The sequence below is a fragment of the Kribbella caucasensis genome (assembly GCF_004361855.1).
In the GTDB taxonomy this organism is placed as follows: Bacteria; Actinomycetota; Actinomycetes; order Propionibacteriales; family Kribbellaceae; genus Kribbella; species Kribbella caucasensis.
In genome coordinates, this window is the sequence record NZ_SNWQ01000020.1 from 93,510 (window position 1) to 115,444 (window position 21,935).

The 21,935-nt window shown below is 68.9% G+C and carries 21 protein-coding genes and 1 riboswitch; of the genes, 10 read left to right on the forward strand and 11 right to left on the reverse strand.

Features of this window, described 5'->3' with window-relative positions; translation table 11 throughout:
• Positions 1 to 44 precede the first annotated feature (44 nt).
• Positions 45 to 494, reverse strand: a complete 450-nt coding sequence (locus EV643_RS33060) for a hypothetical protein (RefSeq protein ID WP_133804120.1) — start codon at positions 492 to 494, stop codon at positions 45 to 47.
• 49 nt (positions 495 to 543) lie between these two features.
• Between EV643_RS33060 and EV643_RS33065 the strand changes: the two genes are divergently transcribed.
• The 6 genes from EV643_RS33065 to EV643_RS33090 all read left to right on the forward strand — a co-directional run bounded on the left by EV643_RS33065 (position 544) and on the right by EV643_RS33090 (position 6,894).
• Positions 544 to 1,578, forward strand: a complete 1,035-nt coding sequence (locus EV643_RS33065) for a DNA-3-methyladenine glycosylase family protein (protein WP_133804121.1) — start codon at positions 544 to 546, stop codon at positions 1,576 to 1,578.
• Positions 1,579 to 1,657: 79 nt separating this feature from the next.
• Positions 1,658 to 2,914: a cation:proton antiporter gene (locus tag EV643_RS33070; RefSeq protein WP_238165956.1), complete on the forward strand. Its 1,257-nt coding sequence runs from the start codon at positions 1,658 to 1,660 to the stop codon at positions 2,912 to 2,914.
• A gap of 182 nt (positions 2,915 to 3,096) precedes the next feature.
• Positions 3,097 to 4,062 (forward strand): helix-turn-helix domain-containing protein, encoded by a 966-nt coding sequence (locus tag EV643_RS33075; RefSeq protein ID WP_133804122.1) that lies wholly within the window; start codon positions 3,097 to 3,099, stop codon positions 4,060 to 4,062.
• A 65-nt stretch (positions 4,063 to 4,127) separates the two neighbouring features.
• A riboswitch (SAM riboswitch) is annotated at positions 4,128 to 4,268 on the forward strand.
• Between the two features lie 10 nt (positions 4,269 to 4,278).
• Entirely contained in the window at positions 4,279 to 5,547 is a 1,269-nt protein-coding gene (thrC, locus tag EV643_RS33080) for a threonine synthase (protein WP_133804123.1), read from the forward strand.
• Positions 5,544 to 5,819 carry a ubiquitin-like small modifier protein 1 gene (locus tag EV643_RS33085; RefSeq protein WP_133804124.1) on the forward strand — a complete coding sequence of 92 codons (276 nt, stop codon included), beginning with the start codon at positions 5,544 to 5,546 and terminating at the stop codon, positions 5,817 to 5,819. Before thrC ends, EV643_RS33085 begins: the two co-directional genes overlap by 4 nt.
• Positions 5,820 to 5,871: 52 nt before the next feature.
• On the forward strand, positions 5,872 to 6,894 hold the full coding sequence (locus tag EV643_RS33090; protein ID WP_133804125.1) for a zinc-dependent alcohol dehydrogenase family protein: 1,023 nt from the start codon (positions 5,872 to 5,874) through the stop codon (positions 6,892 to 6,894).
• 15 nt (positions 6,895 to 6,909) lie between these two features.
• On the opposite strand, the gene EV643_RS33095 is transcribed toward EV643_RS33090, so the two are convergent.
• The gene (locus EV643_RS33095; RefSeq protein WP_133804126.1) at positions 6,910 to 8,136 is read right to left on the reverse strand and encodes a hypothetical protein; all 1,227 of its coding nucleotides are present in this window, start codon (positions 8,134 to 8,136) and stop codon (positions 6,910 to 6,912) included.
• 173 nt (positions 8,137 to 8,309) lie between these two features.
• Here EV643_RS33095 and EV643_RS33100 point away from each other — a divergent pair, with 173 nt between their 5' ends.
• The 3 genes from EV643_RS33100 to EV643_RS33110 are packed head-to-tail and all read left to right on the forward strand — an operon-like array spanning position 8,310 to position 10,958.
• On the forward strand, positions 8,310 to 9,482 hold the full coding sequence (locus tag EV643_RS33100; RefSeq protein ID WP_133804127.1) for a DegT/DnrJ/EryC1/StrS family aminotransferase: 1,173 nt from the start codon (positions 8,310 to 8,312) through the stop codon (positions 9,480 to 9,482).
• Positions 9,469 to 10,230: an amidohydrolase family protein gene (locus EV643_RS33105; RefSeq protein WP_133804128.1), complete on the forward strand. Its 762-nt coding sequence runs from the start codon at positions 9,469 to 9,471 to the stop codon at positions 10,228 to 10,230. Before EV643_RS33100 ends, EV643_RS33105 begins: the two co-directional genes overlap by 14 nt.
• Positions 10,230 to 10,958, forward strand: a complete 729-nt coding sequence (locus EV643_RS33110; protein ID WP_133804129.1) for an amidohydrolase family protein — start codon at positions 10,230 to 10,232, stop codon at positions 10,956 to 10,958. The genes EV643_RS33105 and EV643_RS33110 overlap by 1 nt, the downstream gene beginning before the upstream one ends.
• Here EV643_RS33110 and EV643_RS33115 read toward each other — a convergent pair.
• The gene (locus tag EV643_RS33115; RefSeq protein ID WP_133804130.1) at positions 10,955 to 11,899 is read right to left on the reverse strand and encodes a dihydrodipicolinate synthase family protein; all 945 of its coding nucleotides are present in this window, start codon (positions 11,897 to 11,899) and stop codon (positions 10,955 to 10,957) included. The genes EV643_RS33110 and EV643_RS33115 overlap by 4 nt on opposite strands.
• 16 nt (positions 11,900 to 11,915) lie before the next feature.
• Positions 11,916 to 13,055 carry a mandelate racemase/muconate lactonizing enzyme family protein gene (locus EV643_RS33120; RefSeq protein ID WP_238165957.1) on the reverse strand — a complete coding sequence of 380 codons (1,140 nt, stop codon included), beginning with the start codon at positions 13,053 to 13,055 and terminating at the stop codon, positions 11,916 to 11,918.
• 98 nt (positions 13,056 to 13,153) lie between these two features.
• Between EV643_RS33120 and EV643_RS33125 the strand changes: the two genes are divergently transcribed.
• Positions 13,154 to 14,122: an LLM class flavin-dependent oxidoreductase gene (locus tag EV643_RS33125; protein ID WP_133804132.1), complete on the forward strand. Its 969-nt coding sequence runs from the start codon at positions 13,154 to 13,156 to the stop codon at positions 14,120 to 14,122.
• On the opposite strand, the gene EV643_RS33130 is transcribed toward EV643_RS33125, so the two are convergent.
• The 7 genes from EV643_RS33130 to EV643_RS33160 form a co-directional block, all read right to left on the reverse strand.
• A complete protein-coding gene (locus EV643_RS33130; protein WP_133804133.1) occupies positions 14,115 to 15,287 on the reverse strand; it encodes a DegT/DnrJ/EryC1/StrS family aminotransferase in 1,173 nt (390 codons plus the stop codon). The genes EV643_RS33125 and EV643_RS33130 overlap by 8 nt on opposite strands.
• Positions 15,284 to 16,039, reverse strand: a complete 756-nt coding sequence (locus EV643_RS33135; protein ID WP_133804134.1) for an amidohydrolase family protein — start codon at positions 16,037 to 16,039, stop codon at positions 15,284 to 15,286. Before EV643_RS33135 ends, EV643_RS33130 begins: the two co-directional genes overlap by 4 nt.
• Complete coding sequence (locus tag EV643_RS33140) at positions 16,036 to 16,722, reverse strand: amidohydrolase family protein (protein WP_133804135.1); 687 nt, start codon at positions 16,720 to 16,722, stop codon at positions 16,036 to 16,038. Before EV643_RS33140 ends, EV643_RS33135 begins: the two co-directional genes overlap by 4 nt.
• On the reverse strand, positions 16,719 to 17,591 hold the full coding sequence (locus EV643_RS33145; RefSeq protein WP_238165958.1) for a carbohydrate ABC transporter permease: 873 nt from the start codon (positions 17,589 to 17,591) through the stop codon (positions 16,719 to 16,721). The genes EV643_RS33140 and EV643_RS33145 overlap by 4 nt, the downstream gene beginning before the upstream one ends.
• Positions 17,591 to 18,406 (reverse strand): carbohydrate ABC transporter permease, encoded by an 816-nt coding sequence (locus EV643_RS33150; protein WP_133804204.1) that lies wholly within the window; start codon positions 18,404 to 18,406, stop codon positions 17,591 to 17,593. The genes EV643_RS33145 and EV643_RS33150 overlap by 1 nt, the downstream gene beginning before the upstream one ends.
• A gap of 119 nt (positions 18,407 to 18,525) precedes the next feature.
• Positions 18,526 to 19,785: an ABC transporter substrate-binding protein gene (locus EV643_RS33155; RefSeq protein WP_133804136.1), complete on the reverse strand. Its 1,260-nt coding sequence runs from the start codon at positions 19,783 to 19,785 to the stop codon at positions 18,526 to 18,528.
• Positions 19,786 to 19,872: 87 nt separating this feature from the next.
• Complete coding sequence (locus EV643_RS33160) at positions 19,873 to 21,897, reverse strand: ligand-binding sensor domain-containing protein (protein ID WP_133804137.1); 2,025 nt, start codon at positions 21,895 to 21,897, stop codon at positions 19,873 to 19,875.
• Positions 21,898 to 21,935: the final 38 nt, after the last annotated feature.

Below are 21,935 nucleotides of genomic sequence, written 5' to 3' on the forward strand. Positions count from 1 at the left end.
CGGGGCGCCGGTGCCGATCCGCTGACCAGCGTGTCGCCAGCTGGTTAGCGGCGGCGGAAGGTTTGTTGGAGGGTGCGGCCCAGGGGCTGGATCGGGCGCTCGGTGTAGTTGCCGTCTTTGAGGCCGGCGAGGCGTTCGAAGAGGTTTCGGGAGGCGGGGTCGCCGGTGCGTAGCCAGGACCAGGCGACGCAGAGCAGGTACAGGGGGAGCATCGGCAGGCCGATCAGGCAGAAGTACTGCCAGGAGTGCCGTTCCTCGTGCTTGAGCAGGACCGGACGGGTGTCGAAGTAGTCGCGGTCGTTCTTGGTCAGCACCAGGTTCCCGATGGTGAACGCGTTGGCGATCGGGAAGCCGAGTTTGTAGCCGGTCGCGAAGAACAGTCCGCGCGGGCCGCGACTGAACCGCGCCCGGCCGATCAGGCCGACCAGGAATCCCGCCAAGGTCGACAGGTTGAGGAAGTTGACGATCAGCTTGAGGAGCTGCCAAACCGACATTTCCTCAGTATCACCGCCCGGACGCGTTCTGTCGGCAGGATGAGACAGGATGGGTGTCGTGAGTTCGGTGGTACGACGCTGGCGGCCCGGGCGTCCTGTGGATCCCCACACGGTGATCGGTGGTCTACGCAAAGGGCCGGGCGACCCGGCGTACGCGTTCGACCCCTCGTCTCGGACGGTGTTGCGGGCGACTCGTACTCCGGACGGGCCGGTGCTGCTCCGTCTCACGCCGTACACGGCTGTCGGTGAGGTGGAGGCCGAGGCGTGGGGGCCTGGTTCCGCGTGGGTGCTGGATGGCGTACCGGAGTTGCTGGGGGAGGCGGACAGCTGGGACGGGTTCGAGCCGCTGCCCGAGCACAAGCCGTTGGTCGACGCCGCGCGACGTTTCCCGCACTTCCGGGTGCCGCGCACAAGGGCCGTCTTCGAGGCGATGGCCGCGGCCGGGATCGAACAGGTCGTCACCGGCAAGGAAGCGTTCGGGGCCTGGCGCCTCCTCCTGCGCGAGTACGGCGAACCGGCGCCGGGACCGGCTGATCCGCGCGGCGCGGGTGGTCCGGCGGGGCCGCGGGCTTCGGCGGGGGTGGGTGGTTCGGCGGGGCCGGGCGTGCGTGGTGTGCGGACGTTGATGGTGCCGCCTTCGCCGGAGGAGTGGCGGCTGATCCCGTCCTGGCAATGGTTGCGGGCCGGTGTGGAGGGGCGCCGGTCGAGGGTGGTGATCACGGCGGCGACCCGGGCGAAGGCGCTCGAACGCACCCTCGACCTGACCGATTCCGCCGAGATCGAACGCCGGCTCCGTTCACTCCCCGGAGTCGGCGTGTGGACCGCGGCCGAGGTCCGCCAGCGCGCCCACGGCGACCCGGACGCCTTCTCCTTCGCCGACTACCACGTCTCCCGCAACGTCTCGTACGCCCTGACCGGTGAGGAACTCGACGACGACGGCTGCGCCGAACTCATCGAGCCGTACCGCGGCCACCGCTTCCGCGTCCAGCGCCTCCTCGAACTGGCCGGCATCGGCCACCCGCGATACGGCCCGCGCAAGGCACTCCCCACCCACACGCCGGGAGCGACTCACCGGCTGCGTTGAAACCACCGCGACAGTCGCAGCCCGCGAAAAGTCTGTGGCGATCGGCCCGACCTGGGTGCCGACGGCCGACAGTGGGCACATGGGCGACACCATGCGGATCACCGGGGACGGGCTCTACCTGATCGCGGGCCTTGCCCTACTCATCGGCGCGGTGCTGCCCAGACTGCTCAAGCGGTACGCCGTGTCGGCGCCGATCGCGTTCGTCGGCGCCGGGTTGTTGCTCGGGTTGGTGGTCGACCCTGACCGGCTGAGTCCGATCGCGGAGCCGGAGCTGACCGAGCACCTCGCCGAGCTCACGGTATTGATCGCCCTGATGGGCGTCGGGCTGGCGATCGACCGGCCGATCGGGTGGCGACGCTGGCAGGTCACCTGGCGGCTGCTGCTCGTCGCGATGCCGGCCTGCGTGGCCGCGGTGGCGGGAGTCGGCTGGCTGCTCGGACTGGCGCCCGCCGTCGCGTTGTTGCTGGCCGCCGTGCTCGCCCCGACTGATCCGGTGCTGGCCTCGGACGTCCAGGTCCAGGGCCCGAGCACCGGCGAGGGTGCCGAGCCGGAGGAGGACGACGAGGTCCGGTTCGCGCTCACTTCCGAGGCCGGTCTGAACGACGGTCTCGCCTTCCCGCTGGTCTACCTGGCCGTCTTCGCTGCGACCAAAGGGGCGGTCGGTGACTGGGCGCTTGAATGGGTCGCCTGGGAGCTGATCGGCAAGACGGTGATCGGATTGGTGACCGGCGTCGTCGCAGGACGGTTGCTGGGCCGGATGGCGTTCTCGGCGCCGCTGCCGAGCTTCCGGCTCGCCGACTCCCGCGAGCCGGTGCTGGCGCTGGCTATGACGCTCGGCGTCTACGGGCTGGCGGAACTGCTGCACGGGTACGGATTCCTCGCGGTGTTCGTCGCCGCCCTGACCCTGCGTGCGGCCGAGCGAGCGCACGACTTCCACGAGGAGCTGCACAGCTTCCTCGAGCAGCTCGAACACATCCTGACCTGGGGAATCCTGATGCTGATCGGGGTGGCGGTGACCGGCGGCATCCTAGAACCGCTGACCCTGCCGGGGGTCCTGATCGGGCTCCTGCTGGTACTGGTGATCCGGCCGCTGGTCGGCTGGTTGTCGCTCCAGCGCACCCCGATGCGACGGTCCGAGCGCTGGGTCACCGCCGCCTTCGGGGTACGGGGAGTCGGTTCCGTCTTCTACCTCGCGTACGCCGGGTCCGACTTCGCCGCGGACCTGCCGTGGCTGTGGGCGACCGTCGCGTTCACAGTGGTGCTCAGCGTCGCAGTCCACGGCGTCGCGGCGACTCCGATGATGCGGATGCTGGAGCGTCGTCGGAGGGGCTCCTGAGGCGCGCGTCGGCGGTATGGCGGGTGCGCGCCGCGGCGGGTGGTTCGACCCCGTGGCGAATGGCGTTTGCGGCGTGGATGCCGACGGCGAACTCTCGCCGTATCCGGAACATGACCTCATGATCGTTCGCTGCGCCGGGCGGGAGAAGTGGCGTAGATGACGACTATCGCTAAGATTTCGACATGCCCCGACCGACCGTCTCCGTACTCGCCTACGACGGCATGACCGCCTTCGAGGCCGGCATCGTGATCGAGGTCTTCGGGCTGGTCTGGCCGGACATCGACCAGCCCTGGTACGAGCTGAAGGTCTGCACCGAGACAACCGACCCGATCCGCGTGCTCGGCGGCGCCACGTTGAGCAGCCCGTACGGCCTGGACGAGTTCGCCGCCGCGGACACGGTCGTCATCCCGAGCGTCGCCGACCCCCGCGCCACCACTTCGCCGGAGCTCGTCGAGGCCCTGCGGCATGCGCACGACCGGGGCGCCCGGATCGTCTCGATCTGCTCCGGCGCCTTCGCTCTCGCCGCCGCCGGGCTGCTGGACCACCGCCGAGCCACCACCCACTGGCGGTACGCCGGGCTGCTGCGCGAGCGCTACCCTGCGATCGACGTGGATCCCGAGCCGCTCTACACCGACGACGGCGACGTGCTTACCAGTGCCGGTTGCGCGGCCGGCCTCGACCTGGCGCTGCACCTGGTTCGCAAGGACCTGGGCGCCACCGTGGCGAACGCGGTCGCCCGGCGACTGGTGATCCAGCCGTACCGGACCGGTGGACAGGCGCAGTACATCGAGTCGCCGATCCCGCCGGAGCCGGACGACGCCCCGGTGGCCCGCAGTCTCGGTTGGGCCCTGGAGCATCTGGCCGAGCCGATCGGCGTACCGGACCTGGCCAAGCACGCCGGTCTGTCGCCACGCACGTACCTGCGCCACTTCGTCCGGGCCACCGGCACGACTCCGGCCAAGTGGCTGATCGCCCAGCGGGTGCAGGCGGCCGTGGCGATGCTGGAGACCGGCGACGCACCGGTCGACGAGATCGCCACCGCCGCCGGGTTCGCCACCGCGGTGACGCTGCGGCACCACTTCGCGAAGAGCCTGCACACGTCGCCGTCGGCGTACCGGCGGGCCTTCCGGGACCGGCGGAGGCACTGAGATCAGCCGTCTCGGATGATGGGATCGAGGGACAAGATTTGGACTCGATTGGGTAATCTCTGTGGTGCTCATCCAGAGGGACTGAGGGAACGGCCCGTTGAAGTCCCGGCAACCCTCCCCGTGGAGGCCTCGCTCCGGAGGCGCTCGCGGCGGAAAGGTGCCAAATCCGTCCCGCGCCGAGATCCGGCGTCCGGGGAAGATGAGGAGGACACCTCCATGAGCCTGACCGCTGCCCCTTCGACCCACACGATCCGTGAAGGTGCCTTCGGCAACGGTACGCACCTGAGCTGCCGCGCCTGTGGGGCGAAGTCGGAACTCGGTCCGTTCTACGCCTGTATGGAGTGCTTCGGTCCGCTCGAGGTCGGGTACGAGTTCCCGGCCATCACCCGTGAGCAGATCGAGGCCGGCCCGAAGAACATCTGGCGCTACCAGCCGCTGCTGCCCGTGCCCACCGACGTGGCCAGCTTCCCGAACACCGAACCCGGCTACACGCGACTGATCGACGCCGGCAACCTGGCCCGCGAGCTCGGTCTGCGCAAGCTCTGGGTGAAGGACGACTCCGGCAACCCGACCCACTCCTTCAAGGACCGCGTGGTCGCGTCCGCGCTGAGCGCCACCCGCGAGCTCGGCATGAAGGTCTTCGCCTGCCCGTCCACCGGCAACCTGGCCAACGCCGTCGCCGCCGCGGCCGCCCGGGCCGGCATCCGCTCGGTCGTCTTCATCCCGAAGGACCTCGAGCGTCCCAAGATCATCACCACCGCCGTGTACGGCGGCACTCTGGTCGCCGTCGACGGGAACTACGACGACGTGAACAAGCTCGCCTCCGAGATCGCCGGCGAGGAGGACGGCTGGGCGTTCGTCAACGTCAACGTCCGCCCGTACTACTCCGAGGGCTCCAAGACACTCGCGTTCGAGATCGCCGAGCAGCTCGGCTGGCGGCTGCCGGAGCAGATCGTCATCCCGGTCGCCTCCGGTTCGCAGCTGACCAAGATCGACAAGGGTTTCACCGAGCTCGGCAAGCTCGGCCTGGTCGACGCCACCGAATACAAGGTGTACGGCGCACAGGCGACGGGGTGCTCCCCGGTCGCCCAGGCATTCCGCGACGGACATGACGTGGTGCAGCCGGTCAAGCCCGACACGATCGCCAAGTCGCTCGCGATCGGCAACCCGGCCGACGGCCCGTACGTGCTCGACGTGGCCCGGCGTACCGGTGGTGTGATCGCGGACGTCAGCGACGAAGAGGTCATCGAGGGCATCCAGTTGCTGGCCCGGACCGAGGGCATCTTCACCGAGACCGCAGGTGGGGTGACGGTCGCGACACTCAAGAAGCTGATCGAGACCGGGCAGCTCGACCCCGAGGCCGAGACGGTGATCATCAACTCCGGCGATGGGCTGAAGACGCTCGACGCCGTGGCCGACCGGGTCGGCCCCAAGGTGACCATCCCCGCGTCGTACGACGCCTTCGTGAAGGCAGGACTCCAGTGAGTGTCAGTGTTCGCGTCCCGACCATCCTGCGGCCCTACACCAAGGGCGCGTCCGAGGTGTCCGTCGAGGGCGCGACGCTGAGCGAGGTGCTGGAGTCGCTCGACACCTCGTTCCCGGGGATCAAGGGCCGGGTGCTGGACGATTCGGGCGAGTTGCGCCGGTTCGTCAACGTCTACGTGGACAACGACGACGTCCGGTTCACCGAGGGCCTGCAGACCAACATCAAGGACGGCGGCCAGGTCTCCATCATCCCGGCCGTCGCGGGCGGCTGATCTCGCACTCTGATCCCTCGCACTCCGGGCGTTCGTGGGTGAGGATGGCCGGATGCGCGCGATTGTCATCGAGCAGTTCGGCGTCCTGCCCACGATCCAGGACGTGCCCACGCCGGAGCCCGCCGCGGGCGGCGTAGTACTGCGGGTCGAGGCGACCGGTCTGTGCCGCAGCGACTGGCACGGTTGGCAGGGGCACGACTCGGACATCGTCCTGCCGCACGTCCCCGGTCACGAGCTCGCGGGGACGATCACGGCCGTCGGCGAGGGCGTCAACGGCTGGCAGGTCGGGGATCGGGTCACGACGCCGTTCATCTGTGCGTGCGGTCAATGCGAACAGTGCAAGGAGGGCAACCACCAGGTCTGCCCGAACCAGCTGCAGCCCGGGTTCAACTACTGGGGATCCTTCGCCGAGTACGTCGCACTGCCGTTCGCCGAGGTGAACCTGGTCCGGATGCCGGAGTCGCTCGACTTCGACACGGCCGCGGGTCTCGGGTGCCGCTTCGCCACCTCGTTCCGCGCTGTTCACCAGGTGGGGCGGGTCGAGGCCGGGGAGAACGTGGTGATCTTCGGCTGCGGTGGGGTCGGCCTGTCCGCGGTGATGATCGCGGCGGCTCTCGGCGCCCGGGTGATTGCCGTCGACACCAATCCGGCCGCCCTGGAGCTGGCTCGCTCGTACGGCGCGACAGACACGGTGCAGGCCGCTCCGGAGACAGTGCAAGCGATCCGCGACCTGACCGGCGGCGGCGCGCACGTAACGATGGACGCGCTGGGGTCGAACGAGATCGTCCAGCAGGCGTTGCTCGCCTTGCGGCCGCGGGGACGTCATCTGCAGGTCGGGTTGCTGCCGTCCGGAGTACGGCTTGATGTCAGCCGGCTGATCGGCCAGGAGCTCGAATGGCTGGGCAGCCATGGGATGGCGGCGCACACCTATCCCGAGATGCTTGACCTGGTTGCTTCAGGCAACCTCCGTCCGGCCGACCTGATCACCCGGACGATCGGTCTCGACGAGGTACCGGAAGCCTTGGACGCTCTGACCGCCGGGACCCCGGCCGGCGTGACCGTGATCAGGCCCTGATGATCAGCTGCGCGCTCAGAGCCGAATGAGGTAGATGGTCGGAGGGCGACCGGTGCGGCCGTGTTGCTGGCTGCCGATCGGGTCCGCAAGGCCCGCGCGTTCCAGCCGCTTGAGGACGCGGCGGGCGGTTCGAAGCTGGACGGTCAGATGTTCGGCGACGTCCTGGGTGGTCAGGCCGTCGGGCAGGGACGCGCCCAGTTCACGCATCCGGGAGAGCGTCTGGGTGTTGAGTCCGACCCGGCGGGCCAGCAGGGGCAGGCTTTCCGGTCCGCGTTCGGCGGCGGGTTGGTCCTGGTCGCTGGCCGGCTCGATGACGATCTCGACGTCGTCCGACATCGACACAACGCCGGCGACCGGGCCGATCGAGGCTGCCCGGCTCACGGCTCGACGGGCGAGCGCCTCGGCCTCGGCCGCGGTACGGCCGACGCCGAAGCCGACCCGGGCCGTGGCGTGTCGTGCGGCCAGATGGTCGAGCAGAGGCATCCGGGTGAACTGCTCGGTGGCCTGTTCGAGTAACCCTCGCGTCGTCACGACCAGGTTCCGCCCGTCCGGGAGGGCCGCGAGGCTGCCGCCCAGCGTGATCAGGTCGCCGGCCAGCGCCTCGTCCGGCTCGGGGAGCTCGATGACGCCCAGCGCGACCTGGGCGTCGCCGACGTGCTGGCCGGTGGTGGTCAGGACCAGCGCCTGCAGCGTGGACTGGATCGAGTACCGCGAGGGCGCCAGCCGGACGGACGGCATCTCGTTCTCCAGCAGGTGGAAGGCCGAGCCGAGGCAGCTGATCGCCACCTTCGTGTCGTGGCGTTCCCGGGCCGTCCGGTGGAAGGCGACGATGTCGTCGGAGGTCAGCCCGGCCCGGTACGGGAGCACATGGATCTGCTCGGTGGGTAGCTTCGCCTCGATCAGGGTCTCCAGTACTTCGCTGCGCCGGAGCGTGTCGATCGAGAGCCGGGTGACGTCGTGGCCGAGTCGGAGCAGTTCGACGAGAGCCCGCAGCAGGGTGGCGCCGTCGTACGAGACGTACATCGAGGGACGGTCGATGACGCCGGCCGCGGTGGCGATCGTGTACGGGACGACGCCGGTGAAGAGGATGGCGTCGACCTTCTCCTGGACCTGCCCGACCAGGTCGACGGTCTCGCTCTCGTGCCGGTAGGGCAGCGGAAGCAGGGTGGCCGCACTGCCCGTCCCGACCGCCAGCACGCGCTGGACCAGGTCTTCCGGGCCGATGATCCCGACGGTGATCACGTGGTGCACTCCTTGCCGGTTCGCCCCAGGTGGTGACCGGAACTTCTGGCCCGGCCCTCAAGTCGGCAGAATAGCGCAAGGCTTGCCCGCTCTTGCGCTGCCCTTGACGACAGTTCACGCCGTCTCCTACGTTTCGGTCAAGACCTTAATTGCCCTGGACCCAGGAGTCGCGTATGTCCGGAACGGTCCGGCGGCCGCCGCTGCCCGGAGTACTGGAGCCGGCCGGTCGCACGATCGGCGCCGAGGAGCGCGAGGCCGTACTGCGGGTGCTCGACTCGGCCGTGCTCTGCAGCACCTTCGGCGGCGAGACGCGAGCGCTGGAAGCCGAGATGGAGGCTCTCTACGGCCGTTCGGCGGTCGCCTGCAGCTCGGGGACCGCCGCGCTGCATCTGGCCGTCGCGGCCGTCCGGTTCGAGCCGGGCGACGAGGTGATCACCACGCCGATCTCCGACTTCGGCACGGTCGCGCCGATCCTGGCGCAGAACGGCGTACCGGTCTTCGCCGATGTGGATCCAACGACCGGCAATCTGGATCCGGTCGCGGTGGAGGCGGCGATCACGCCTCGGACCCGGGCGATCATCGCGGTCCATCTCTTCGGTGCTCCGGCCGACATCGTGGCTTTGCGGGCGATCGCGGACCGGCACGACCTGCTGCTGATCGAGGACTGCGCGCAGGCGTGGCTCGGGACTACCGCCGAAGGTGAACTGCTCGGGCGGTTCGGGGACATCGCGTGCTTCAGCCTGCAGCAGTACAAGCACATCACGGCGGGGGACGGCGGGCTGGCGATCACCGCCGACCCGGAGCTGGCGGACCGGATGCGGCTGTTCATGGACAAGGGCTGGGATCGCGCCAAGGGCCGCGTCCATCTCACTCTCGGCCTGAATTGCCGGATGACGGAACTGATCGCAGCGGTCGCCCGGTGCCAACTCGAGAAGGTCGCCGACGTGGTCGGGAGACGGCGGGCGCGTGCCGAGCAGTTGGTCGCGGCCCTCGCTGATCTGCAAGCCCTGGGGTTGCCCGCTGTCGCCGGGCATGCGTGGTGGTTGTTCCCGTTGATCGTTCCCGGTGACAACCGGCGCTGGGCGCAGGCTTTGGCTGCGGAGGGGATTCCCGCCATGGCCGGCTATCTGGACCGGCCGCTGTATGCCAATCCGGTCTTCGCCGGGGCGCCGGTCTACGGGACGTCGCGGTATCCGCTGGATCGTGACTACAACGCCGGCCTCTGCCCGAACGCGGAGCGGTTGATCCAGCACACCCTGCTGGTGTTGCCCTGGAACGAGGCCTACACGAAGGTGGACGTCGACGAGATCGCTCAAGCCCTCCGGAAGGTGCATGCGGGTGCCTGACTGGCTGACCAGATCCCCGGAAGAACAAATCGAGTACGACGTCGACGTACTCTTCGGCGCCTGGCCCGCCCACCCGGAAGACCCGGACCTGCGCACGGTACGCCGGCACCTCGGCCGCTCCGGCATCCAGCACGCCCTGGCGATCTCCACCCGAGGAGCCCTCTTCGACGCCGCCGCGGGCAACGCGGAAACCCTGCAGGCAGCGGGAAGCGGCGTGGGCGGGCCGGAGTTCATCCCGGTCGGCACCGTTGATCTGCGGGATGCGGTGGGGGTGGGTGAACGGCTGGACGAGTTGGTGGATCAGGGGGTGCGGTGTCTGCGGTTGTTCACGCTGCAGCAAGGGGTACAGGGGGCGACGCCGGCGTACGAGCATGTGGTGGGGGAGGCGGTCGCCAGGGGGATGGTGTTGTTGCAGGACGGGGATCCGCGGACGTTCGGGCCGGTGCTGGCGGGGCGAGGGGCAGACGTGGTGTTCCTCGATCTGCATGTGTATCTGCTGACCGACTTCCTGCTGATCGCCCGGGACGAGCCGGGGTTCCGGGCGACCACGCGGATGTTGTCGAGCCCGGACGGGATCGAGCGGGTCGTGGAGACGGTGGGGGCCGAGCACCTGGTGTTCGGGTCCCGGACGCCGTTCATGGATGTCTCGCCGCAGACGCTCCGGCTGCGGTACGCCCGGATCGACCCGGGGGATCGCGCATTGATTGCCGGCGGCAACGTGAAGGCGCTGCTCGGGAAGGTGGGCTGATGCGGATCATCGACGTCCACGGCCACTGGGGACCCTGGCCGTACCACCTGGAGGTCGGCGACGTCAGCCTCAACGTGGAGCTGATGGACCGGTACGGCATCGACCTGCAGCTCGTCTCCGCCGCCGAGGCGGTCGTGTACGACGCGGTGGCGGGCAACGCCGCTCTGGCGGAGGTGCTCACCAGCCAGCCAAGGCTCTACGGCTATGCGGTGATCAACCCCAACCGCCTGGAGCGCAGTGCCGACGACCTCCGCGACTGCCTGAGCACCGGCCGGTTCCTGGGCGCCAAGATCCACACGAGCTATCCGGAGGTCTCGATCAGCTCGCCGTTGATGGCCGAAGCGTTCGACCTGCTCGACGAAGTAGGCGTGCCGCTGCTCCTGCACACCTGGGGGACTGATGTCGCCAAGCTGCCAGGGATGCTGCAGGACCGCCCCCGGCTCCGCGTGATCGTGGGACATGCGGGCGGGGACGCCTGGCGCGAGGCCGCCCGTGCCGCGGTGGAATGCGACCGGCTCTACCTCGAACACTGCCGCACTGTCACGGACGCCGGGCGGATCCCCTTCGCCCGGGCGGCCGGAGTACCAATCGGGCAATTCTTGTTCGGGACGGACTCGACCTTGATCGACCCGTGCGTCTCGCTGGGTGTCATCCGTGACGCGGGCTTCACGCCGGAGGAGCTGGAGCAGGTGCTGTCGAAGAACGCCGAGGAACTCTTCGGACTCTAGAGCGCTTCCAGGCAACGAATGACGGTGTCGCGCTCAGAGGCGGGCAGAGTAGGGCCGTAGGGATCGTGGGCGGCTTCCTCGGGCAGCAGGCCCTCCCAGACCGCGGCCCACAGCATCCGCTGCACGTACCCCTCGATGGGGTCGTAGAAGGTCGCGGCGGCGAAACGATCCAGCCGCTCAGAGGCAGCCAGGAAGCCGCCATGGTCGCCACCGGTCCAGGCCCGCAGTACTGCGGCCGACAGCTCGACCTGGGCGGCCGCTATCCCCACCAGCGCCGTGTCCGCGCCCCACATCATCGACGGCCCGAACATCCGGTCCTCGCCCGTGATGGACAGCTTTCCCGTCCCTCTAGCCGCCCAGATCGCGTCCTGGCAGCCGATCGCCTGATGCAGCGTGGCCGTCTTGATCCCGAGCATCGCGGGCAGTTCGAGGAGGTCCCGGATCAGCTGAGGCGAGTACGGATAGCCGCCGGCCTCGCCGTGCAGGTAGAACCCGACCAGTGGGAGCCCACTCTCGGCCGCCACCCGCTCGTGCAGTCGCACCGCGGCAGCGTGGCCGTCAGGCAGCGAACCCAACGCAGCAAGGGGACAGACCATCACCGCATCAGCTCCGTGGCTAGCAGCAGCGACGGCCATTGCCACCGTCGCGTCTGCCGCCTCCTGCAGGCTGCCTGCCGACACAGCGCGCGGTACGCCGACCCCAGCCACGATCGGCGTACTGGTGGCCTGCCGCCAGGTCGTGAGCACCGTTGAGCGGTCCGACTCGCTCAGGTAGAGCCCCCGGCCGGTGTGCGCCCAGACAGCGACGCCACCGATCGGGCCGGCCGCGATCGCCTCGGCGTACGAGGTCAGGGCGCCGTACGCCACCACGCCGTCGCTGGACATCGGCGTGACGACAGCGGGCAGCAAGGTGCCGCGGAGTCGGTCGACCAGTGCGTGCATGCGCAGGACCTCCCTGTCAGACGTCGTGGCCAAGGCCTGGCCGGGTCGGTACGTCGACCCAGCCGTTGGCCTCGCCGAAGGCGCTAGGGGCCAGTGGTTCCTCGTTGACCAGCATCGGCCCGACCAGGTCGGCCGGGACCGTGGCACCCGGCACCGCGGCGGCCAGGTGAACAGCAGCGAGCGTAGCCACACCCAGTTCAGGCATGGAGCCGATCTTCACCGCCAGTCCGGCTGCTTCGGCCACGTTCGCGATCTGCAACGCCCGATGGAGTCCACCGACCTTGAGGATCTTGATGTTCAGTACATCGGCCGCGCCTCGCCGCACGATCTCCAGCGCGTCCTGCAGCGAGTGCATGCTCTCGTCGACCATCAGACGCAGGTCGAGCCGCTCCCGAAGCCTGACCAGCCCGGCGAGATCCCAGCGAGGCAAGGGCTGCTCCAGCAGGGACAACCCGGCCTCGGTCATCTTGGTGAGCATCGGTAGCGCAGTGGTCGCGTCGTATCCCTCATTGGCGTCCAGGCAGAGCTCGGCATCAGCCGGTAGCACCGCGCGGACCGCCCGGACCAACTCCAGGTCCTGCGCCGGATCCTTGCCTCCCTTGACCTTGAGATGCCGGAACCCACGATCGGCGTACTCCGCCGCTTCCGCCGCCATCTCGTCGAGCGTGCCGAGTCCGACCACCCAGGCGGTCTGGACCCGCTGCCGGATGCTGCCACCGAGCAGGGCGTGGACGGGCCAGCCACTGAGGTGCCCGGCCAGGTCGTAGAGCGCGATGTCGAGGCCGGCCTTGGCCACGTGCTGCCCACGCAGTACGGCGTCCATCACCAGGTGGGCACCGGCCCTGTCGAGCGGGTCGCGGCCGAGCAGCGCGGGCGCGAGGTGGTCCTCGATGGCGGCGGTGACCCCCGCCAGCGTCTCGCCGGTGTAGGCGGTCATCGGCGAGGTCTCGCCGACTCCGACGGTGCCGTCAGCGGTTTCGATCTCGACGACCAGACTGATCAGGTCGGTGCTGATCCCGCTGCTGATCTTGAACGGCTGCCTGTACCGCGCACTCACCACCCGGGTCCGGATCGCGGTGATGGGAGCGCTGTCGGCAGAGGCTGAGGGGCCAGGTGCAGTGCCGGTGTCACGGCCGATGTCACGGGCGATGCTCAAGATCTGGCTCCTGGGGGTCGCAAATCGGGAACAAACCATTTACGGTCAAGACCGTAAGTAGCGCGGTCGGTCGATGTCAATGGAAGGCGGCACCCCTGATGCGGCTGGGTCTGTATCTGAATCAGTACGGCGACACCTCCGATCGGCCATCCGTCGAGTACGCGGTCGAGCAGGCGCGGCTGGCCGAGCAGGCCGGCTTCGAGTGGATCGTGCTCGGCGAGCGGCACCTGCACCGGCCGGGGTACCACGAGATCCTCACCTCGCTGACCTGGCTGGCGGCGCACACCGACCGGATCGGGATCGCCACGGCCGGCATCGTCGCCCCGCTCTACCACCCGGTCGTACTGGCCGAGACGCTCGCGCACCTCGACGTGCTGTCCGGCGGGCGGCTGACCGCCGGCTTCGTGCTCGGCTACCGGCCGGAGGAGTTCGCGCTGTACGGCGTGACGCAGGCCGAGCGGGTCGCGCGTTTCGAGGAGTGCCTCACGATCCTCACCCGGCTGTGGACCGAGGACGAGGTGACCCACGAGGGCAGGTTCACGTCGGTCCACGAGGCATTCCTGTCGCCCCGGCCGGTGCAGAACCCGCGTCCGCGGCTGTGGAACGGCGGCCGGGTGTCCGCGATGCTCGAGCGGACCGCCCGGATGTGCGACGGCTGGACCACCTCGTTCAACGAGCTGGACGCGGACCTGCCCGCCAAGATCTCGGAGTACCGCTCCTATCCGCGAGGTGCGGGCACCCTCGGCGCCGAGGTGATCCTTTGCCGGGAAGGGTTCTGCGCCCCGACCTCCCAACAGGCGCGCCAGTCGCTGGAGGAACCGCTGCGCGATCTGTACGACGCGTACACCGGCTGGAAGCGCACCTCGGCGGACGTGTCCCGCTACACCCAGGGCTGGGACGACATCGCCGCGCGCAGCCTGATCGGCTCGCCCGACCAGTGCGCCGAACGACTGCAGCACTACGGAGAACTCGGTGCCGACGGCATCATCCTGCGGATCCAGCCGCCGGGGATGCCGCAGTCCGAGGCCCTCGAGTCCATCGAGGCGTTCGGCAAGATCATCAACTAGCGAAGGCTTGCCGGACCTTCTCCGCCGCGGTGATGATGTCCGCCAGCGCCTGCTCATCGGCCATCAGCAGGTGCTGGCGGATCCAGACCACCGACTCCTCGGCGGACTCCGCCACCGGGCAAACCTGCTGTACGCCGTACGGGCGAAGCGCGGCCTCGCGGGACAACGAGCGATACCCGGCATCCAGCGGCACTCCCTCGGCAGTCATCGCGGCCACGAAGTCGGCCTTGCCGCGGCCGCCGAAAGCTCGAGCGTCGTAGCGCAGCATCGCCAGATGCCGGCTGTTCCTGGTGGTTCCAGCCGGCTCGGGCAGCAACGCCAGACCATCGAAGCCCTTCAACTCTCTTTCCAGGAAGGTGATCGCCCGTTCCCGGGTCGCGAGCTGTCCACCTAGCAGAGCAAGCTGCGGAAGCAGTACGGCGGCCTGGAACTCCGTCATCCGCAGATTCCACCCGACCTCGGGGTGCTCGTACCAACCTCCGTCCAGGCTCCGTCCGACGTTGTGCAGCGACCACAAGCGTTGGTAGAGGCTCAGGTCGTCGGTGACGATCAGCCCACCTTCACCGGCGGTCATCGCCTTGCTGGACTGGAAACTGAAGCAGGCCGCATCACCCAGGGTGCCGGCCGGCCGCCCCCGGAAGGCCGCGCCATGGGCCTGCGCGGCGTCCTCCACGATCGCGAGGTCGTGCACCCGGGCAAGCTCGCCCAGCTTGTCGGCGTCCGCCGGAGCTCCGGCGAGGTGGACCGGCATGATCGCCTTGGTCCGCGGCCCGATCAGGCGCTCCGCCGAGGCCGGATCGAGGTGCAGCGTGTCCGGCGTGACGTCCGCGATCACCGGCCGCGCGCCCGCGAGGATGACCGCTGTCGCGCTGGCCACGAACGTGTAGGCGGGCACGATCACCTCGTCGTCCGTGCCGACCCCGAGCGCCCGTAGCGCCAGGAAGAGCGCGACCGTTCCGTTCACCACAACCACCCCGTACTGCGCACCGACCGAGTGCGCGAAGGCTCCGGCGAACTCGGTGACCTTCGTACCGGAGGTGGCTCCCCACGCACCGCTGTCAAGCACCTCCAGCAGGAGTTCGCGTTGTTCCGCGGTGGCCGCGGGTGGCCAGCTCGGCCAGCCCGCGCGGCGTACCGGCGTACCGCCGTCCAGAGCCAGCGTCATCGGATTCCCTCCAGGAGCCGGGTCATCGTGCCGAAGAGCAGCAGGTCGCGATCGGCCGGCGCCAGCGGGCCGAGCATCACCCGGCCGAGGCCGACGCGGAGATCCAGGAAGAGCGCGTCGGAGCCGAACACCAGTTGAGTCGCGCCCACGGTGGCAACCAGCCAGGCCAGGTCCCCATCCGTCATCCGCGACCCGCAGATCTCCAGCGTCACATTCGGGTACTGCGTTGCCACCTCGGCCGCCGCGGCGAATCCCGGCGGCGTGAGCCCGGCGTGTCCCATCAGCAGCTGGACCGATGGATGCCGCGCAGCGACGACCGCGAAGTGCGCCGGATCCGACCAGGGCGACTCGTGCTGACTGTGCGAAAGCACCAGGCGACCGCGCTCCGCGGCCAACTCGAAGGCGGGCTCGTAACCCGGTCCGGCCAACGAATGCTCATGCGTCTCCGGGTGTAGCTTCAACCCGATCACGCCGGGCACACTCAGCAGGTCCGCCGCTCGTTCAGGTGCCTGCGGATCGTGCGGATCGTAAACGGCGTAGCCGAGAAGCCTGTCCGGGTATCGAGCCAGCTCCGCCAACAGCTTGGCGTTTCCTGCCCGCGCGTCCGGCCCGACCCCGAGCAGATGTGACACGCACATCGTCGCGACGCCGCAGCGATCCATCACCGCGAGCAGCCCCTGCGTCGAGCTGTCCGGAATCGCGAAGTTGAACCACGAGCCGAGGTGCCCGTGGGCGTCGATCACCCGGCTCATCGCAGCAGCTCCAAGACATTGCCCCCAGCAATCAACTCCACGTCGGCGGCCGGCAGGTCCAGATGGTCGAGCTGGAACCGCGGTCCCGTGTCGTCCGACGCCGGCGCGCCCGTCCCGAACAGCACCCGATGAGGGCCGTATCGCCGGGCGATCCACTCGACGCTCTGATGCCCGCTGAGCGTCGCCGTGTCCACCCGGATGCCGGAATGCTCGTCCATCAGGTCGGCGAGTTGCCGCAGGCTCCGGTAGCCCGTGTTGATCAGCACGATCCCCAGCCCGGGCAGCTCGCCGGCGAGCCGGTCGATCTCGCCGAAGCTCGCGGATTCCCAGCCCAGCAAGACCGTGATGCCCCGATCCGCCAAGTCCTGAGCCATTTGAAGACCATGTGATCCGGTCAGAGCGAACCGATGCTCGGCCGGACACAACCGAACCACCCGTACGCCGTCCGCCGGCGCCGATGTCCCCAGCGGTCCAGGGACAACCACGGGAACAGGGAACAGCCGCGGGTGGTCCGGGAGCTCGTGTGGTGCGGTCGGGTCGTAGTGCAGCGCGTACGAGTGCACGACGCAGGCCGCGTCGATGGCGAGCCGGTCGAGCTCGGCCAGTAGCCGGGGCGCGTCCGCACTCGGCACGTCACCGGTCGGTATGGGCCCGAAGATCCGATTCGCGTCGACGACCTTCATGCCTTGAGACCCGTCATCGCGATGCTGTCGGTGAGGTAGCGCTGCAGCAGCCCGAAGACGAGCAGGCTCGGCAGCACGGTGATGGTCGCGCCGGCCATCACCTGGTTGATCGGCACGGCCTCGGTCTGCAGGGTGGCCAGGCCGACCGTCAGCGTCAGCATGTCGCCGGACTGCCCGATCACCAGTGGCCAGAGGAAGTCGTTCCAGTGCCAGAGGAAGACGAAGATGCCGAGCGTGGCCAGCGCCGGCCGGACCAGCGGCAGCACGATCGTGGTGAAGATCCGCCACTCCGGGGCGCCGTCGATCTCCGCCGCCTCGAACAGTTCGTCCGGCAGTTGCCCGATGAACTGGCGCATCAGGAACACCGCCTGGGAGTTCGCCAGCGTGGGCACGATCAGTCCCCAGTAGCCGTCCACCCAGTCCAGCTTCGAGACCAGGATGTACGACGGGATCAGGGTCGCCTGGAACGGCACCATCAGCGTCGCCAGGAACGCCCAGAACATCAGCTCCCGGCCCGGGAACCGCTTCTTCGCGAAGGCGTAGCCGGCCATCGCCGCGAACAGCAGGATGAAGAACACCGAGACCAGCGAGTAGATCAGCGAGTTCACCGTCCAGCGCGGGATGTCCGAGCTGGACAGCACACTGGCGAAGTTGTCCCAGGTCATCCGGGCCGGGTTGAGGGCGTCGGGGAAGGTGCGGCCGCTCGCCGGGGCGAAGGCGACCAGCACCATCGCGGCGAACGGCGCGACGGTCACGATCGCGGTCAGCGCCAGCAGGGTCGGCAGGGTCAACCGGGCGACGGGCTGCTCCTTGCGGCGGGGCGCCTCGGTGGGCTTGGCGAGCTTGGGTCGCTCCAGGAGGTTCGTCATCAGTCGTCTCTCCCCACGAGGCGGCGCTGGACCAGGGAGACGACCAGCACGATGGCGAACAGCACCAGGCCGATCGCGCTCGCGTAGCCGAAGTCGAAGTACTTGAAGCCGGAGTCGTACAGCATGTAGACGAGCGAGTAGCTGGACCGGACCGGGCCGCCGCCGGTCATCACGTACATCGCGTCGAAGACCTGGAACGCCTGGATGGTTTCGATCACCAGGACGAAGAACAGCACCGGTCGCAGCTGCGGCAGGGTCACGTACCGGAACCGCTGCCAGCTGTCGGCGCCGTCGATCATCGCGGCCTCCAGGTAGGAGCGGGGGATCGACTGCAGACCGGCCAGCAGGATCAGCATCGAGTAGCCGAATCCCTTCCAGGCCGAGGTCACCGCGATCGACGGCAGGACGAGCTCAGCCCGGCCGAGGAAGTCGACCGGGCCCAGGGACAGCACGCCGAGGATGCCGTTGAGCAGACCGCTCTCGGCGTCGTAGATCCACTTCCAGATCACCGCGGCCAACACGATGCTGGTCACGTAGGGCAGGAAGAACACGCCCCGGAAGAAGCCGCGCCGCCACACCACCTGGTGCAGCAGCAATGCCGTGCCGAGTGAGAGCAGCACCGTCAGCGGCACGAAGATCACCGTGTACGTCAGCGTGACGGCGAGACTCTCGTGGAACATCTTGTCGCTCAGCAGCCGCGTGTAGTTCTCCACCGCGATGAACGACCACTGACCGCTGAGCCGGTAGTCGGTCAACGAGAGCAGCACCGCACCGGCCACCGGCACGAACCGGAACACGATGAACAACACCAGCATCGGTGCCACGAACAACAACCCGGCTCGTGACCGCCCAGAAAGCCGGCCCGCCCGGCGGCCCGACAGCCGGCCCGCCGGGCGGACCCCTCCGGTGCCGCCCGGTGGGTCGAGTGTGGTGGTCAACGTTGTCTCGACAGCAGGTCGTCGGCCGCCTTCGCACCGTCGTCGAGTGCCTGCTGCGGGGTCTTCTTGCCGGTCAGCGCGGCCTGGATCTCCGCGGCGAGCAGCGACATCACCTGCCGGGCGGCCGGGTTCGGCTCACCTGGGAAGGCGTACTGCAGGGCGTCCGCGAACTTCTCCGCCTGAGCGTCCTTGGCCGGCACCTTGGCGTCGGTCCGGGGTGACAGGAAGCCAGACGCGGTGCCGAGGGCAACGACCTGCTTCGGCTCGATCATGAAGGTGAGGAACTTCTCCGCGGCCTCGATGTTCTTCGAGGCGGCGTTCACCGCCAGGCCGCCGGGCAGGCCGAACCCGACCCGCTTCTTGCCTTCCAGCGGCATACCGACGACGACGTTGCCCGCGCCCCAGGTGGTCGTGACCGTCTTGGCGTCGGCCGGGGTGTTGGTGAACCCCATCGCCACCTGCTGCTTGCCGAGCGCCTGGTCGGCGATCACGTTCCCGTTGGTCAGGCCGCTCTTCGGGATCGCGCCCTCGGAGTACAGGCTGGTGAGGAACGTGAGCGCCTCGACGCCGGCCGGTTCGTTGAAGGCGGCCTTCTTGCCGTCCGCGGAGAACACCGAACCGCCCGCCTGCCACAGCAACGGGTAGAAGTTCAGGTTGAGGGTTGCCTCGGGCGAGGCCGAGTAGTCGAGCGTCGCGACGCCCGCGGCTTTGAGTTTCGGCGCGGCTGCCTTGATCTCGTCCCAGGTCTGCGGCGGGGTCGTGATGCCCGCCTTGTCCAGCAGCTTCTTGTTGTAGAGCGTGGTGGTGATCGTGTGATAGATCGGCGCCGCGTAGAGCTTGCCGTCCGTCGTCAGGGCGGTGAGCGCACCTGGCAGGAAACTCGACTTGACCGGCTCGACCACCTTGTCGACCGGCGCGAGCGATCCGTTCTTGACGTACTGCGGGATCTGGTCCGGGCCGAGCAGCAGCACATCGGGACCCTTGCCACCCGAGAAGGCGGCCGCGAGCTTCTGGTCCCGGTTGGCCCAGGGTTGCTGCTCGACCTTCAGATCTGTGCCGGAGTTGGCCGCCTCGAAGTCCTTCTCGACCTGCGCCCAGTAGGCGGTGTTGGCCTGCTCGTCGGCGATCACGGGATACATCCAGACCGTGACGGAACCGGTCGACGACGACTCCGAGGAGTCCCCGCAGGCGGCGAGTGTGGCCGCGACCGCGAACGCGGTGAGCGGCGCCAGGATGCGGCTGACACTGGTTTTCATCGGACCCCTTAGTCCAGAGGAGGTAGCGGCAGGAGCTCGGAGCTAATAACGGTCCAGCCCGAAACTAGCTCGGTGGAATTTCGGCTGTCAACGGTTTAGGTCGACTCGTAACAGTGCGGCGCCGTTTGTCAGCAGCAGCTGGCAGTCACCCCGTACTCCGAGCCGCCGGTGCTGCTGCTGGAGGAAGAGGGTGGGGGCGCGGTTGGGCCTCGGGTCGATCTTGTAGACCTTGTTGCCGTCGATCCCGGCGTACAGGGCCGTGCTGGTGGCGACGAGGTCGCCGCTGGTGGAGGTAGTGCCGAGGACATAGGTGCGGATCACCTTGCCGTGCTTGGGCTCGACGGCGAAGACGGTCTTGCCGGCCACTCCCCAGAGCAGTCCGTCCGGTCCGAACGCGACCGAGCTCACCGTGCCCGCTCCGGGAACAGGCGCGGTCTCCCACAGCTTGCGGGAGCCGGCGACGTCCCAGGCGAAGACCGTGCCCTCGGTACGCGTCGGCGGGGTGGTGGCGAGGCCGCCGGTGATCGAGGTGCCGCCGTAGACGATGCCCTTGCGAGCGGTGAGCCCGAAGATGCTCTCGTCCTGGACGACATTGCGGAAGACCCGCGTGCTACCGGTCGCCGGATCGTGGATCGCCAGCGCACCACCGAGCCGGTCGCCGTCCGGTACCGTGCCGACGGCGATCTTGCCGTCCACCTCGGCCAGGGCCCGGGCTCGCATCTGCAGTTCCGGCTTGAGGTTGATGGCCAGCTTGGGATTGTCCGGCGTACCGGGCGGCCCTGGTGAGTACTCCGGGCTGCTCCACGGCTTGGTGGTGTCGTAGGAGTAGAGCCGGGCGTCGGGGTACGCGCCGATCCAGACCTTGCCGTCCGAGGCTTCCAGGACGGCCTCGATCTGGGAGAACCGGTTGAAGACGGCCGCTCCCGTGGACGGGTTGACCACGGCCAGGCCGCCGTTCAGGAAGCCACCCGCGTAGGCGGACGACTTCCCACCCGCCACGGACAGGATCTCGATCGGCTCCCGCCGTACTTCGGTCGGCAGGATCGCGGACTTGCCGGTCTGTGGGTTGTAGCGGAACATCTCACCCCGCCACAGGGTCCCGACGATGCTCTTGCCCGGGTAGTCGGGCAGGTCCAGCTCGGCCCAGCCGATCGAGCGCGTGTTCTGCACCCGGCCGGTGAAGGTCAGTCCGGTGCCGGTCAGGACCTTCGTCTCTGGGTCGTACCGCTTCAGCTCGCTCTGCTGGATCAGGTAGATCTCACCCGCGCCACCGGGTGGCGCCGTGTCGAGCCCGTGCGCGTCGGGGATCTGGTCCACCCAGGTTCGGGTGGCGAGGTCGTAGACGAACAGCGGGCTGGGGAAGGCAGTGCCGATCCGTACGTAGAGCCGGCCGCCGCGCGCATTGAGGTCGTACACGACCTTGCCCAAGGTGTCGCCGAGCCCCGGTGGCGTAGGGAGTTCGGTGATCGCGCCGGTGGCCACGTCCAGCTCCATGATGTGCGCGTCGGGCAGGGAGCCGGTGTAGATCTTGCCGTCTGCGTAGTCGATGCTCTTGACATACGGCTGGCCCGGAGCGGCCTGGCCGTAGTCGCGAACCGCGTTGGCCGCCGGGTCGAAGCGGAACACCTTGCCGCCCGGGGAGGTCCCGCCGTACACGTTGCCCTGGTCGTCGGTGGTGATGCGCCAGATGAAGCTCTGGCCGGCGAGCGGCTGGCCGAGGTCCTCGGCAACGTTCCCGGCGCCGGGCCGCCAGCGGTACAGATGGCCGTTGCCGTAGGTGCCGACATAGATCGAGCCGTCGGGCGTAGCGGCCACGGCGTAGCTGCCGTCCGCGCCGGGGAGCGGCGCGGAGACCAGACTGGCCCCGGTGGCCGGGTCCACGGCGTTGAGGTAGGCGGGCTTGCCGGTGGAGACGTTCCACAGCACGGGCTTGCCGCTCGGGCCGGGAGCCACGGTCCCGCCGATCAGCAGGACGTCCGCGAGCGGAACACCGAGCGGTACCACGGGTGGCGGGCTGGGCGTTTGCCCGGCTTCGGCGAGGCCGGAGCCGGCCACGGACGTGACGAGCAGAGCGGCGAGTGCTGCCGCGATGAGCGAGCGGGCTGATCGCACGGCGAACCTCCGGTAGAAGACCTATTTACGGTCGTGTC

What these genes read in the sequence shown, in the direction of transcription:
- EV643_RS33130 (WP_133804133.1), bottom strand. Translation starts at nt 15,287, where the DNA reads ATGACGCTGGCTCTGGACGGCGGTACGCCGGTACGCCGCGCGGGCTGG.
- EV643_RS33065 (WP_133804121.1), top strand. Translation starts at nt 544, where the DNA reads ATGGGTGTCGTGAGTTCGGTGGTACGACGCTGGCGGCCCGGGCGTCCT.
- EV643_RS33100 (WP_133804127.1), top strand. Translation starts at nt 8,310, where the DNA reads ATGTCCGGAACGGTCCGGCGGCCGCCGCTGCCCGGAGTACTGGAGCCG.
- EV643_RS33110 (WP_133804129.1), top strand. Translation starts at nt 10,230, where the DNA reads ATGCGGATCATCGACGTCCACGGCCACTGGGGACCCTGGCCGTACCAC.
- EV643_RS33075 (WP_133804122.1), top strand. Translation starts at nt 3,097, where the DNA reads ATGCCCCGACCGACCGTCTCCGTACTCGCCTACGACGGCATGACCGCC.
- EV643_RS33145 (WP_238165958.1), bottom strand. Translation starts at nt 17,591, where the DNA reads ATGACGAACCTCCTGGAGCGACCCAAGCTCGCCAAGCCCACCGAGGCG.
- EV643_RS33140 (WP_133804135.1), bottom strand. Translation starts at nt 16,722, where the DNA reads ATGAAGGTCGTCGACGCGAATCGGATCTTCGGGCCCATACCGACCGGT.
- EV643_RS33115 (WP_133804130.1), bottom strand. Translation starts at nt 11,899, where the DNA reads ATGCACGCACTGGTCGACCGACTCCGCGGCACCTTGCTGCCCGCTGTC.
- thrC (WP_133804123.1), top strand. Translation starts at nt 4,279, where the DNA reads ATGAGCCTGACCGCTGCCCCTTCGACCCACACGATCCGTGAAGGTGCC.
- EV643_RS33135 (WP_133804134.1), bottom strand. Translation starts at nt 16,039, where the DNA reads ATGAGCCGGGTGATCGACGCCCACGGGCACCTCGGCTCGTGGTTCAAC.
- EV643_RS33150 (WP_133804204.1), bottom strand. Translation starts at nt 18,406, where the DNA reads ATGCTGGTGTTGTTCATCGTGTTCCGGTTCGTGCCGGTGGCCGGTGCG.
- EV643_RS33155 (WP_133804136.1), bottom strand. Translation starts at nt 19,785, where the DNA reads ATGAAAACCAGTGTCAGCCGCATCCTGGCGCCGCTCACCGCGTTCGCG.
- EV643_RS33105 (WP_133804128.1), top strand. Translation starts at nt 9,469, where the DNA reads ATGCGGGTGCCTGACTGGCTGACCAGATCCCCGGAAGAACAAATCGAG.
- EV643_RS33070 (WP_238165956.1), top strand. Translation starts at nt 1,658, where the DNA reads ATGGGCGACACCATGCGGATCACCGGGGACGGGCTCTACCTGATCGCG.
- EV643_RS33060 (WP_133804120.1), bottom strand. Translation starts at nt 494, where the DNA reads ATGTCGGTTTGGCAGCTCCTCAAGCTGATCGTCAACTTCCTCAACCTG.
- EV643_RS33090 (WP_133804125.1), top strand. Translation starts at nt 5,872, where the DNA reads ATGCGCGCGATTGTCATCGAGCAGTTCGGCGTCCTGCCCACGATCCAG.
- EV643_RS33125 (WP_133804132.1), top strand. Translation starts at nt 13,154, where the DNA reads ATGCGGCTGGGTCTGTATCTGAATCAGTACGGCGACACCTCCGATCGG.